We start from the raw sequence: 12,828 nt of genomic DNA, 5'->3' as shown, positions 1-12,828 counted from the left end.
CGTGATCGTGGCCGGTGGGGGGGTTGACAGGAGCGTGGTGGGTGTGCAGTTGCGCGGCGGGACGGGGACTCCGGGGGTGCCCCGGACGGCCCTGGCGCTCGCCCGCGCGACGCACCTGGAGCCCACGCTGGCGGTCACCACGGTCGCGGTGCTGCTCGCCGTCGCCGCTGGCGTCCCGGCCTGGCGCACGGTGCTGGTCGGGGTGGCCGTCGGCGCTGGTCAGGCCGCCATCGGCTGGTGCAACGACTGGCTGGACGCCGACCGCGACCGCGCCGTCGGACGCACCGACAAGCCCGTGGTGCAGGGCACCGTCACCCCCGCCCAGCTGCGCACCGGCACGGTCCTGGCCGGCGTCGTCACGGTCGTCGCCTCGCTCGCGCTGGGCGTCGTCCCGGGGCTGCTGCTGCTGGTGCTGGTCGCCAGCGGGCTGGCCTACGACGCCGGCCTCAAGCGCACCGCGCTGTCCCCGCTGCCCTACCTGACCGGCTTCGGCGCCCTGCCGGCCGGCGTCGTCGCCGCCGCGCCCGGCACGCCGGCGGCGCCGTGGTGGCTGGTCGCGGCCGGCGCGGCCCTCGGCGGGGCCGCGCACGTGGCCAACGTGGCCCCCGACGTGGCCGACGACCTGGCGACCGGCGTCCGCGGGCTGCCGCACCGGGTCGGCCCGGTGCCCTCGGCGGTCGCCGGCGCCCTGCTGCTGGGCGCGTCCGCGCTGCTCCTGGTGTCCGGGCCGGCCGGCACCCCGGGGCTCCGCGGCTGGCTGGTCTGCGCGGTCGCCGTCCCGGCCGTGGTCGTCGCCGCGCTGGCCGGCAGCCCGCGCGGCCGCCGGCTGGCCTTCCCCGCCGTCCTGCTGCTGACGGTGCTCGACGTCGTGCTGCTGCTGTCGGGCGGGGCGGCGCTCACCTAGGGGGCGTCGGTGCCGCGCCGCCGCTCCTGGTCGACGACCACCTCGAGGTCCTTGAGCCGGGTCAGGCCGGTCAGCGGCTGGCGCATCCGGCTGTTGCCGGCCAGCCGCTCCCGGTTGCGCTCCAGGAAGGCCCAGTAGCCGGCGGTGAAGGGGCAGGCGTCCTCCCCCACCCGCTTCTTCGGGTCGTACCGGCAGCCCCCGCAGTAGTCGCTCATCCGGTCGATGTAGGCCCCGCCGGCGGCGTAGGGCTTGGTGGCCAGCACCCCGCCGTCGGCGTGCTGGCTCATCCCGACGACGTTGGCGACCATCACCCAGTCGTAGCCGTCGACGAACACCCGGTGGAACCAGTCGGTGATCGCCAGCGGCTCGATACCGCGCTGCAGGGCGTAGTTGCCCAGCACCATCAGCCGCGGGATGTGGTGCACCCACCCGCGCTCCCGGACGTCGGAGAGCACCGAGGACAGACAGTTCGCACCGACCGCCTCGGCCTCCAGCTCGCCCATCCAGCCCGGCACCTCCTCGTGCGCGTCGAGGGCGTTGCCGTGCCGGTACTCCCGGCCCAGCTGCCAGTACAGGTGCCAGATCCAGTCCCGCCAGCCCATCACCTGGCGGACGAACCCCTCGACGGAGTTCAGCGGCAGCGGGTCGCCGGCGGCCACCGACTCCCGCCACGCGGCGTCGGCGCGGTGCACGACGTCGGCGGGGTCGACCAGGCCCAGGTTGAGCGAGGCCGACAGCATCGAGTGCGCCAGCCACGGGTCCCCGGTCAGCATCGCGTCCTCGTACGGCCCGAAGGCGCGCAGCCGGTGGGTGAGGAAGTCCTCGAGGCGCTCGGTGGTCTCGGCGTGGGTGACCGGGAACAGCCGCGGGCCGTCGTCGCCCACGAAGGAGACGTCACCGGCGGCCTCCCAGGCGTCGAGTTCGGCGCGGACCTGCTGGTCGATCTCGTCCTCCACCGGCCACCAGGGCGCGGGCGCGTCGACCCGGCCGTCGGCCGGCGGGGGCTGCCGGTTGTCGTGGTCGAGGTTCCAGGTGCCCCCGGCGGGCTGGTCGCCGTCCATCAGGACGTCGTGCACCCGGCGGGCCACCCGGTAGTAGTCGTCCATCAGCAGCCGCTGGCGCCCCCGGCCGCCGGCCCAGCGGCGGAAGTCCGACTGCCGGGTGACGAAGCCGCGCGCCTCCAGCACCGTCACACCGGGACGGCGGAGGACGAAGTCGCGGGCCGGCCAGGTCGTGGGCGCGCACACCGACAGCGGCTCGTGCACCTGGTCGAGGGCCTCGGCGTAGCTGTCGGTCTGCAGGAACACCGCCTGGTCGCCCAGCTCGGCCGCCCGGTGCCGCAGCGCCGACAGCAGCAGGTGCGCCTTCTGCCGGTGGAAGCGCCGACGGCGGAACACGCCCCTGGACTCGACCAGCAGGACCGGCTGGTCCGGCGCGTCGAGGAAGTGCGGCCCCAACTGGTCGGCGAACAGCCAGCGCCGGGTCCCGGGCGCCTGAACTGGGAACTCGCCCAGCGCGGGGTCGCCGTCGCCGGGCATCGTGCTGTCGGTCCGTGCCGCCATGTCCCTCACCTCCCAGCGGACATCCTGGGTGGACCGTTACGATCTGCGCGACTCGTGCCGCTCCTGCCCGGACCGGCCGGTACGTCTCTGGAGGTCGACGCTGTGAACCGCGCACCGCGCGCTGCTGCCATCGGTGCCCTGCTGCTCGCCCCCGTGGCGCTGTCGGCCTGCAGCGCCGGGCAGGTGACCCAGACGAACACCCAGGAGCAGAACTTCGGCGCCCAGATCAACGCCGGCTCGCTCGCCCTGCGCGCCCTGGAGCTGCCCTACCCGACCGGTGGCACCTACCCCAGCGGCAGCGAGGCCCGGCTGCTGGGCGCGGTCGTCAGCACCGCCGACTCCGAGGACACCCTCGTCGGCATCAGCGGTGAGGCCTTCGAGGACGTCGAGGTCGTCGACCCGAACGCGGAGGAGCCGGCCGACGGCGCCGCGCCCGCGGGCATCTCGCTGCCCGTACCGGCCGACGGCACGCTGTTCCTGAGCAACGGGCAGGGCCCTGCCGTCACCCTCGTCGGGCTGTCGGAGGAGCTGAGCGTCGGCGAGTACATCGACGTCACGTTCTCCTTCACCGAGACCGGCGACGTCACCGTGCAGGTGCCGGTGGGCGTCTCCCAGCGCGACCTGCCCCGTGGCGAGGCCTTCGACTTCCACCCGGAGGAGGAAGAGGAGCAGCAGGGCGGCGGCAGCGCCCCGTGACCCCCGGGGCGACCTCGTCGCCTCACCCCGGGTCGGCCTGCCGGGAACTGTCGGACCCCGCTGCCACGATGGCGGCGTGCCCGCTCCCGGTGTGAAGTCCCGCCCCGCCCACCGCTGCACCGAGTGCGGCTACTCCTCGGCCAAGTGGGTCGGCCGCTGCCCCGAGTGCCAGGCCTGGGGCACCGTGCAGGAGATCGGCGGCGCCGGTTCGTCCCCGCTGCGCGCGGTGGCAGCCGGCCCGGTCAGCTCCCGGGCCCTGCCCATCGGGCAGGTCGAGCTGGCCGGTGCCCACGCGGTGCCCACCGGCATCCCCGAGTTCGACCGCGTGCTGGGCGGTGGCCTGGTGCCCGGGGCGGTCCTGCTCGTCGCCGGCGAGCCCGGGGTCGGCAAGTCCACGCTGCTGCTGGAGGTCGCCCACCGGGTGGCCGCGGCCAACGGCCCCACGCTGGTCGTCTCCGGCGAGGAGTCCGCGGCCCAGGTCCGGCTGCGCGCCGAGCGGATCGGCGCCCTGCACGACGAGCTCTACCTCGCCGCGGAGACCGAGCTGTCCGCCGTCCTGTCCCACGTGGAGGACGTGAACCCCACGCTGCTGGTGCTCGACAGCGTCCAGACCGTCCGCTCCCCCGCCGTCGACGGCACCGACGGCGGTGCCACCCAGGTGCGCGCCGTCGCCAGTGCGCTCAGCGGGGTCGCCAAGGCCCGCAACATGACCACCATCCTGGTCGGCCACGTCACCAAGGACGGCGCCATCGCCGGGCCGCGGGCGCTGGAGCACCTGGTCGACGTGGTCATCTCCTTCGACGGCGAGCGGCACTCCACGCTGCGGCTCGTGCGGGCCACCAAGAACCGCTTCGGCCCGGCCGACGAGATCGGCTGCTTCGAGATCGGCGACGGCGGCGTCGTGGGCGTGCCCGACCCGTCGCACCTGTTCGTCTCCCGCCGTTCGGCCCCGGTGCCCGGCAGCTGCGTCACGGTCACCATGGAGGGCAGCCGTCCGCTGCTGGCCGAGGTGCAGGCGCTGGTGGCCACCTCGGGCGGTGGCGGGTCGCCGCGCCGGGCGGTGAGCGGGCTGGACTCCCAGCGGGTCGCCATGGTCAACGCCGTCGTCGAGCGCCGCGGTGGGGTCAGGCTGGCCGACGCCGACGTCTTCGCCGCCTCCGTCGGCGGCGTGCGGGTCCTCGAGCCGGCCGCGGACCTGGCGCTGGCACTGGCGATCGCCTCCGCGGCGAAGGACCGTCCGCTCCCCGCCGGGGTGGTGGCCATCGGCGAGGTCGGCCTCTCCGGGGAGATCCGCCGGGTCGGTGGCACCGCGCGACGGCTGGCCGAGGCCGCCCGGCAGGGCTACACCGCCGCCCTCGTCCCCGAGGACTCCGGCCCCGCCCCGAAGGGCATGCGGCTGATCGAGGTGGCCGACCTGGCCGGTGCGATCCACCGGCTCTGGTGACCCTGCGCACCCGCCGCCGGACCCCTGGCGAGCGGGTGAGGACCTGCGGTGATCGCCGATCCGGCCCCACCACGTAGAATCGGCCTCTGTACCGCCCGACCGTCAGGAGCGCTCGTGCCCCCCGCTGTGGACCCCGAGGCCGCGCTGCGGGAACTGCTCGGTCGGATCGCCCCCGGTACCGCCCTCCGGGACGGTCTGGAGCGGATCCTCGCCGGCCGCACCGGTGCGCTGATCGTGCTGGGCTACGACCGGGTGGTCGAGTCGCTGTGCACCGGCGGTTTCGCCCTCGACGTGGCGCTGTCGGCGACCCGGCTGCGCGAGCTGGCCAAGATGGACGGCGCGGTGATCGTCTCCTACGACGGCAGCCGCATCGTGCGGGCCGGCGTGCACCTCATGCCCGACCCGACGATCCCCACCGAGGAGTCGGGCACCCGGCACCGCACAGCGGAGCGGGTGGCCCTGCAGACCGACTTCCCGGTGATCTCGGTCAGCCAGTCGATGCACATCATCTCCGTGTACGTGGCCGGGCGGCGCTACACCCTCGAGCACCCCACGACGATCCTGGCCCGGGCCAACCAGGCGCTCGCCGCACTGGAGCGGTACAAGCTCCGCCTCGACGAGGTCGCCAGCACCCTCTCCGCGCTGGAGATCGAGGACCTGGTGACGGTCCGGGACGCGATGAGCGTCAGCCAGCGACTGGAGATGGTCCGGCGGATCGCCGACGAGATCGAGGGCTTCGTCGTCGAGCTGGGCACCGACGGGCGCCTGCTGGCCCTGCAGCTGGACGAGATGCTCGCCGGCGTCGAGGAGGACCGCGGCCTGCTGGTGCGCGACTACCTGCCCAGCGGTGGCCGCAACCGCACCGGCGAGGAGGTCCTCACCGACCTCCGGGCGCTGACCGCCACCGAGCTGCTCGACCTCTCCGCGGTCGCCCGCTGCTACGGCCTGCCCACCTCCCCCGACGCGTTGGACTCCCCGGTCAGCCCGCGGGGCTACCGGCTGCTCGCCCGGGTCCCCCGGCTGCCGGCCAGCATCATCGACCGGCTGGTCACCCACTTCGGCGGGCTGCAGAAGCTCCTGGCCGCCACCATCGAGGACCTGCTGGCCGTCGAGGGCGTCGGCGAGGCCCGTGCCCGCGGGATCCGCGAGGGCCTGTCCCGCCTGGCCGAGACCTCGATCCTCGACCGCTACAGCTGAAGAAGGACCCCCGTGCCCCCCACCACTCGCGAGCTCGTGGCGGGACCCTGCACGGGGGCCAGACGGGTGCCGCCGCGAGCTCGCGAGTGGTGGGGCGAGGGGTCCTTCGTCAGGTGAGGGTGAAGGTGGCGTCCGGGCTGACGTCGGTGTCGAGCCGGCCCCGGAGCACGTAGGTCCCGGCCGGCGGGTTGGTGCGGTCGGCCGCACACCCGGGCTCGCTGGTCAGCCCACCCCAGGGCACCGGGAACACGACGCTCTCCCCCGGCTGCAGGGTCCGCTCCCCGACGGCGGTCTCCGGGAAGCAGTCGTTGCTGCCCCAGACCCGGTCGCCGTCGTCGTCGATCAGGATGATCTCCTGCAGCGGCGCGTCCACCGTGCGGACGCAGGCGACCGGCGAGACGTTGGTGACCACCAGCTCGAAGGTCGGCTTGCTGCCCACCGCAGCGCTGGGCGGGTCGGGCCGGACCTCCACCCCGATCATGTCGTCGCTGCACGGGCCGACGGCGGTGGGTCCTGCCGGCACGCCGGCCGCGGGGGCCTCGGACGTCGCCGGGGCGGCCGACGGGGTCGGGGACGCCGTGGGGACCTGCACCGCGGCCAGTGAGGGGACCACCTGCTCCAGGCCGGGAGGCGTGCGCGCGGCGTCGTCGGAGGGCGCAGCCACCGTGGCGTCGCCGTCCGGGCTCCCGGAGGCGAGGGAGGCGCCCAGCCAGCCGCCACCGCCCAGCACGCCCACGGCGCAGCCCAGCGCCAGGAGGCGCCGCCGCCAGTAGACGGCGGCGGGCAGGGGGCCGACCGGGTGCAGCACGCTGCGACGCTAACCGGCGCCCCCGGGCGCGTTGCAGGCGCCACGCCACGACCGCCCCAGCCGGGCTCCCGCAGCCCGCCCGGCCGACACGCTGGTGCAACAAGGCGTGACTGTGCGTGCCGACGCGCGCGATCCGGTGACGCCGCGCGGGCCGCCGTCCGGGCCGGGCACACTGGACGCTCGTGAGCACCCTCCCCGTCCCGCCCACCGGCGCCCCGGGTGAACCGGTCGGCGAGGTCATCGTCGACTGGTACGCCGGTGCGGCCCGTGACCTGCCGTGGCGCACGCCCGGGACCGACCCGTGGGCGGTCCTGGTCAGCGAGGTGATGCTGCAGCAGACCCCCGTGGCGCGGGTGGAGCCCGTCTGGCGCGAGTGGCTGGCCCGCTGGCCCACGCCCGCCACGATGGCGCAGGCCAGCCCGGCCGAGGTGATCCGGGCCTGGGGGAAGCTCGGCTACCCCCGGCGCGCCCTGCGGCTGCGTGAGGCGGCTGTGGCCATCACCGAGCGGCACGGTGGGCTCGTGCCGGCCGAGGTCGAGGAGCTGGAGGCGCTGCCGGGCGTGGGCACGTACACGGCGCGGGCGGTGTCCTGCTTCGGCCACCACCGCCGCCAGCCCGTCGTGGACACCAACGTGCGGCGGGTCGTGGCCCGCTTGGTGCACGGGCAGGCCGAGGCGGCCCCGGCGCGCGCTGCCGACCTGGTCGACATCGCCGCCCTGGCCCCGGAGGACCACGACCGCGCGGTGCGCTTCTCCGTCGCCGTCATGGAGCTCGGCGCCCTGGTCTGCGTCGCCGGCACCCCGCGCTGCCCCGCGTGCCCGGTCCGGGACCGCTGCGCCTGGCGGCTGGCCGGGTCCCCGGCATACGACGGGCCACCGCGCCGGGTGCAGGGCTTCGCCGGCACCGACCGGCAGGTGCGCGGCCGGCTGCTCGACGTGCTGCGGGCCGCGTCCGGACCGGTGCCGGCCGAGGCCCTGACGCCGGCCTGGGACGACGCCGTCCAGCGCTCCCGCTGCCTGGACTCACTGCTGGTCGACGGGCTGGTCGCCCAGACCGAGGACGGCCGGTTCACCCTCCCCGACTGCTGACCGACCTCACCCGCCGCAGCACTCGCCCGCTCGGGCCCTGGACGAGGCGGACGGTACGGCTGCCCGGACCCCGAGGAGGCCCGGGGACGACGGAGGCCGCCCCTGCTCCGGAGAGCGGGGGCGGCCTCGTCGTGACCTGCCTGGGTGTTACTCGGCGGCGAGGGCCTGCGGGCCGTCGTCGTCACCGTCGGCGGCCGCGAGGGCCACCGGCGGGGTGTCGGGGAGGTCGACCGGCTTGGTCTCCGACCGGAAGGTGAACTTCGACAGCACCGTGTCGGCGTTCTCCTCCACGTCCACCACGATGATCTCGCCGGAGGCGATCTCGCCGTAGAGGATCTTCTCGCTCAGCGCGTCCTCGATCTCGCGCTGGATGGTCCGGCGCAGCGGCCGGGCACCCAGCACCGGGTCGAACCCGCGGGCCGCCAGCAGCTTCTTCGCCGCCGGGGTGACCTCGAGCGACATGTCCTTGTTCGCCAGCTGCGTCTCGACCCGGTTGAGCATCAGGTCGACGATGTGGACGATCTCGTCCTCGGTCAGCTGGTGGAACACGACGATGTCGTCGATGCGGTTGAGGAACTCCGGCCGGAAGTGCTGCTTGAGCTCCTCGTTGACCTTGAGCTTCATCCGCTCGTAGTTGCTCGAGGTGTCGTTCCCGGACTGGAAGCCCAGGCCGACGGCCTTGGAGATGTCCCGGGTGCCGAGGTTCGTGGTCAGGATCAGGAGCGTGTTCTTGAAGTCCACGATCCGGCCCTGGCCGTCGGTGAGCCGGCCGTCCTCGAGCACCTGCAGCAGCGTGTTGAAGACGTCCGCGTGCGCCTTCTCGATCTCGTCGAAGAGGACCACCGAGAACGGCTTGCGCCGCACCTTCTCGGTCAGCTGGCCACCCTCGTCGTAACCGACGTAGCCGGGAGGGGCACCGACGAGCCGCGACACGGTGAACTTGTCGTGGAACTCGCCCATGTCGATCTGGATGAGGGCGTCGTCCTCGCCGAAGAGGAACTGCGCGAGCGCCTTGGCCAGCTCGGTCTTACCGACACCCGAGGGGCCGGCGAAGATGAACGAGCCACCGGGACGACGGGGGTCCTTGAGGCCCGCCCGCGTGCGCCGGATCGCCTGGGAGACGCTCTTGATGGCCTCTTCCTGGCCGATGATCCGCTTGTGGAGCTCGTCCTCCATGCGGAGCAGGCGCGAGGTCTCCTCCTCGGTCAGCTTGAAGACCGGGATGCCGGTCCAGTTCGCCAGGACCTCGGCGATCTGCTCGTCGTCGACCTCGGCCACGACGTCCATGTCGCCGGCCTTCCACTGCTTCTCGCGCTCGGACTTCTCGCCCAGCAGCTGCTTCTCCTTGTCGCGGAGGGAGGCGGCCTTCTCGAAGTCCTGGGCGTCGATCGCCGACTCCTTCTCGCGGCGGATGCCGGAGATGCGGTCGTCGAACTCGCGGAGGTCCGGCGGGGCGGTCATCCGCTTGATGCGCATCCGGGCGCCGGCCTCGTCGATCAGGTCGATCGCCTTGTCCGGGAGGAAGCGGTCGGAGATGTACCGGTCGGCCAGCGTCGCGGCAGCCACGAGCGCGCTGTCGGTGATGCTGATCCGGTGGTGCGCCTCGTAGCGGTCGCGCAGGCCCTTGAGGATCTCGATCGTGTGGGCGAGCGTGGGCTCCTCCACCTGGATCGGCTGGAAGCGGCGCTCGAGAGCGGCGTCCTTCTCCAGGTGCTTGCGGTACTCGTCGAGCGTGGTGGCACCGATGGTCTGCAGCTCACCACGGGCCAGCATCGGCTTGAGGATGCTCGCCGCGTCGATCGCGCCCTCGGCAGCACCGGCACCGACGAGGGTGTGGATCTCGTCGATGAACAGGATGATGTCGCCGCGGGTGCGGATCTCCTTGAGGACCTTCTTGAGCCGCTCCTCGAAGTCACCGCGGTAGCGGGAACCGGCGACGAGGGCACCGAGGTCGAGGGTGTAGAGCTGCTTGTCCTTCAGCGTCTCGGGCACCTCGCCCTTGACGATGGCCTGGGCCAGGCCCTCGACGGCGGCGGTCTTGCCGACGCCGGGCTCGCCGATGAGGACGGGGTTGTTCTTGGTGCGGCGGGACAGCACCTGCATGACCCGCTCGATCTCCTTGGCCCGGCCGATGACCGGGTCGAGCTTGCCGTCGCGGGCGGCCTGGGTCAGGTTGCGGCCGAACTGGTCGAGGACCAGCGAGGTCGACGGGGTGCCCTCGGCGGGGCCGCCGGCAGCGGCCGGCTCCTTGCCCTGGTAGCCGCTCAGCAGCTGGATGACCTGCTGGCGGACGCGGTTGAGGTCGGCACCCAGCTTCACGAGGACCTGGGCGGCGACGCCCTCGCCCTCGCGGATCAGGCCGAGCAGGATGTGCTCGGTGCCGATGTAGTTGTGGCCGAGCTGCAGCGCCTCGCGCAGCGACAGCTCCAGGACCTTCTTGGCACGCGGGGTGAAGGGGATGTGACCGGACGGCGCCTGCTGGCCCTGCCCGATGATCTCCTCGACCTGCTGACGCACGCCCTCCAGCGAGATGCCGAGGGACTCCAGCGCCTTGGCAGCGACGCCCTCACCCTCGTGGATCAGACCCAGGAGGATGTGCTCGGTGCCGATGTAGTTGTGGTTGAGCATCCGGGCCTCTTCTTGCGCCAGGACGACCACCCGGCGGGCTCGGTCGGTGAACCGTTCGAACATCTGCTGTTTCCCCTCTGACCGGCTGGACCTGCTGTGCTCGTGACCCCTGGCGGGGGCGGTGGACACCCGACGTGCGTCGGCGCGCTGGGCACCGGTCGTTCCACTGTAGTTCGCGCCACCCACCCGGCGTCAGGACGAGGCCGTCGTGCGTGGTGCAGGTGGCTCGATGGAGACAACTGTCGTCCCAGGAACGGTGTTCCGCCCCCTTTACGCCGACAGCGGACGGCGCGCCGCCGGACGCGCCGGGCCCGGACGCACGACGACCCGGCGCCTCGAGGAGGAGCCGGGTCGTCGTACCGCCGTGGACGGCGGGTGCTGCGCGTGTGCGCAGGTCCTAGTGCGCGGCCTCGTAGGCCTCGACGACGCTGCCGGGGATGCGGCCGCGGTCGCTGACCTCGTGGCCGTTCTTGCGGGCCCAGTCGCGGATCGCGCCGGCCTGCTCGCGGTCCATCCGACCACCGCCGCCGGCCGGGGCGGCGCCACCGGTCGCGCGGGAACGGCCGGCACCCGAGGCCCGGGTCCCGCGGCTGCTCACCTTGCGGGCGGCGTCGACGTACTTCGCGAAGACGTCACGCATCTCCGAGGCGTTCTTGTCCGACAGGTCGATCTCGTACGTCGTCCCGTCGAGGGAGAACGTGACCGTCTCGTCGGCGGCGATGCTGTCGTCGAGGTCGTCGCTCAGGATCACCTGGACCTTGCGTGCCATTTGTGTTCTCACTCTCGTTTGCCGTGCGTTGTTGCACCGGTGCGATTGGCCCCCGTGTTCGCGGGGCCATTGCACCACATCACGCACGCAATGAGCCAATTCTCTCCGCGCATTCCGAGGACATTGCCCCGAAAGGGCGGGTCATTGATGGAGCGGCCGCACCAATGGGAACAGGATCGTCTCCCGGATGCCGAGTCCGGTGAGCGTCATCATGAGCCGGTCGATGCCCAGTCCGACGCCGGCGGTGGGCGGCATGCCGTACTCGAGGGCCTCCAGGAAGTCCTCGTCCAGGGCCATCGCCTCGGCGTCCCCGGCCGCTCCCAGCTGCGACTGCTGGGTGAGCCGCTCCCGCTGGACCACCGGGTCGACGAGCTCGGAGTAGCCGGTGCCGCGCTCGATCCCGCCGATGTAGAGGTCCCACTTCTCGGCCACACCGGGATCGGTGCGGTGGGCGCGGGTCAGCGGCGAGGTGTCGACCGGGTAGTCGATGACGAAGGTCGGCGACTGCAGCGTGTGCTGGACGAGGGCCTCGAACAGCTCCTCGACGACCTTCCCGGGCAGCCACGCGGGGTCGACGCCGATCTCGTGCGCCTCGGCCAGCTCCCGCAGCCGCTCGATCGGCGTCTGCGGGGTGACCTCCTCACCGACCGCTTCCGAGACCACCGAGTACAGCTTGACCTGCGGCCATTCCCCGGAGAGGTCGACCTCGGTGCCGTCGTGGTGCCGGGCGACCTGGTCGCCGAACAACGCCGTGCAGCATTCCTGGATCAGTTCCCGGGTGATGCGCGCACCGTCGGTGTAATCGCCGTAGGCGGCGTAGAACTCCAGCATCGCGAACTCCGGCGAGTGCGAGGAGTCCGCACCCTCGTTCCGGAAGTTGCGGTTGATCTCGAAGACGCGGTCGAGCCCGCCGACGATGCACCGCTTGAGGAACAACTCCGGCGCGATGCGCAGGTACAGATCGAGGTCGAAGGCGTTCATGTGCGTGCGGAAGGGCCGCGCGGTGGCACCGCCGTGCACCGTCTGCAGCATCGGGGTCTCGACCTCGAGGAAGTCGCGGGCGGCGAGCCCGGCGCGCAGCGCGGTCATCACCGCGGCGCGCTGCCGGACGGTGCGGCGGGCCTCGTCGCGGACGATGAGGTCGACGTAGCGACGGCGGACCCGCAGCTCCTCGCTCATCGGCTTGTGCGCCACCGGCAGCGGGCGCAGCGACTTGGCCGCCATCTCCCACGTGTCGGCGAAGACCGACAGCTCGCCGCGCCGCGACGTCCCGACCTCACCGGTGACCAGCACGTGGTCACCGAGGTCGACGTCGGCCTTCCAGGCGGCCAGCGCCTCGGGACCCACCCGGTCGACCGAGAGCATGACCTGCAGCTCGGTGTCGCCCTCGCGCAGCGTCGCGAAGCAGAGCTTGCCGGTGTTGCGGGAGAAGATGACCCGGCCGGTGACACCGACCTGCTCACCGGTCATGGTGTCCGGCTCGAGGTCGGGGTGCGCGGCGCGCACGTCGGCCAGGGAGGTCGTGCGGGCGACGGTGACCGGGTAGGGGTCGGTGCCCGACTCGCGCATCCGGTCGAGCTTGGCCCGGCGGACGCGCAGCTGCTCGGGCAGCTCGTCGTCGGGCAGGCCGGCGGTGGGGTCGGACTCCGCGTCCCGGACCGCGCCTCGCTCGTCCGACGCGGGGGTGGCGGGGCGGTCGTCGGACGGGGGGTGCTCACTCACGGCCACGAGA

At 73.2% G+C, this 12,828-nt stretch carries 10 protein-coding genes; 5 read left to right on the top strand and 5 right to left on the bottom strand.

The features are described from left to right. The first annotated feature begins 76 nt into the window (after positions 1-76). Complete coding sequence (locus O2W14_RS14625) at positions 77-904, top strand: UbiA family prenyltransferase (protein WP_269176837.1); 828 nt, start codon at positions 77-79, stop codon at positions 902-904. On the opposite strand, the gene O2W14_RS14620 is transcribed toward O2W14_RS14625, so the two are convergent. Beyond that, entirely contained in the window at positions 901-2,466 is a 1,566-nt protein-coding gene (locus O2W14_RS14620) for a cryptochrome/photolyase family protein (protein ID WP_269176836.1), read from the bottom strand. The genes O2W14_RS14625 and O2W14_RS14620 overlap by 4 nt on opposite strands. A 102-nt stretch (positions 2,467-2,568) precedes the next feature. On the opposite strand from O2W14_RS14620, the gene O2W14_RS14615 reads away from it, so the two are divergent. From O2W14_RS14615 to disA, 3 genes are all read left to right on the top strand, one after another. After that, positions 2,569-3,162, top strand: coding sequence for a copper chaperone PCu(A)C (locus tag O2W14_RS14615; RefSeq protein WP_269176835.1), 594 nt, complete (start codon positions 2,569-2,571; stop codon positions 3,160-3,162). 76 nt (positions 3,163-3,238) lie between these two features. Next, positions 3,239-4,606, top strand: a complete 1,368-nt coding sequence (gene radA / locus O2W14_RS14610; protein WP_269176834.1) for a DNA repair protein RadA — start codon at positions 3,239-3,241, stop codon at positions 4,604-4,606. 114 nt (positions 4,607-4,720) lie between these two features. Further along, positions 4,721-5,803, top strand: coding sequence for a DNA integrity scanning diadenylate cyclase DisA (gene disA, locus O2W14_RS14605; RefSeq protein WP_269176833.1), 1,083 nt, complete (start codon positions 4,721-4,723; stop codon positions 5,801-5,803). Between the two features lie 109 nt (positions 5,804-5,912). On the opposite strand, the gene O2W14_RS14600 is transcribed toward disA, so the two are convergent. Beyond that, on the bottom strand, positions 5,913-6,611 hold the full coding sequence (locus tag O2W14_RS14600; RefSeq protein ID WP_269176832.1) for a MucR family transcriptional regulator: 699 nt from the start codon (positions 6,609-6,611) through the stop codon (positions 5,913-5,915). 182 nt (positions 6,612-6,793) lie between these two features. Here O2W14_RS14600 and O2W14_RS14595 point away from each other — a divergent pair, with 182 nt between their 5' ends. Beyond that, entirely contained in the window at positions 6,794-7,699 is a 906-nt protein-coding gene (locus tag O2W14_RS14595; RefSeq protein WP_269176831.1) for an A/G-specific adenine glycosylase, read from the top strand. A gap of 147 nt (positions 7,700-7,846) precedes the next feature. On the opposite strand, the gene O2W14_RS14590 is transcribed toward O2W14_RS14595, so the two are convergent. From O2W14_RS14590 to lysS, 3 genes are all read right to left on the bottom strand, one after another. Then, positions 7,847-10,390 carry an ATP-dependent Clp protease ATP-binding subunit gene (locus tag O2W14_RS14590; protein ID WP_269176830.1) on the bottom strand — a complete coding sequence of 848 codons (2,544 nt, stop codon included), beginning with the start codon at positions 10,388-10,390 and terminating at the stop codon, positions 7,847-7,849. Positions 10,391-10,724: 334 nt separating this feature from the next. Continuing rightward, positions 10,725-11,096 carry a histone-like nucleoid-structuring protein Lsr2 gene (locus O2W14_RS14585; protein ID WP_269176829.1) on the bottom strand — a complete coding sequence of 124 codons (372 nt, stop codon included), beginning with the start codon at positions 11,094-11,096 and terminating at the stop codon, positions 10,725-10,727. Positions 11,097-11,237: 141 nt separating this feature from the next. After that, positions 11,238-12,818, bottom strand: a complete 1,581-nt coding sequence (lysS, locus tag O2W14_RS14580; RefSeq protein ID WP_269176828.1) for a lysine--tRNA ligase — start codon at positions 12,816-12,818, stop codon at positions 11,238-11,240. Positions 12,819-12,828 lie beyond the last annotated feature (10 nt).

The organism is Modestobacter sp. VKM Ac-2986 (genome assembly GCF_026967795.1).
Classification (GTDB): domain Bacteria; phylum Actinomycetota; class Actinomycetes; order Mycobacteriales; family Geodermatophilaceae; genus Modestobacter.
This window is presented reverse-complemented; position numbering and strand designations above follow the sequence as displayed.

Coding starts and splice junctions, on each gene's coding strand:
- O2W14_RS14620 (WP_269176836.1), bottom strand. CDS start 2,466: ATGGCGGCACGGACCGACAGCACGATGCCCGGCGACGGCGACCCCGCG.
- O2W14_RS14590 (WP_269176830.1), bottom strand. CDS start 10,390: ATGTTCGAACGGTTCACCGACCGAGCCCGCCGGGTGGTCGTCCTGGCG.
- O2W14_RS14585 (WP_269176829.1), bottom strand. CDS start 11,096: ATGGCACGCAAGGTCCAGGTGATCCTGAGCGACGACCTCGACGACAGC.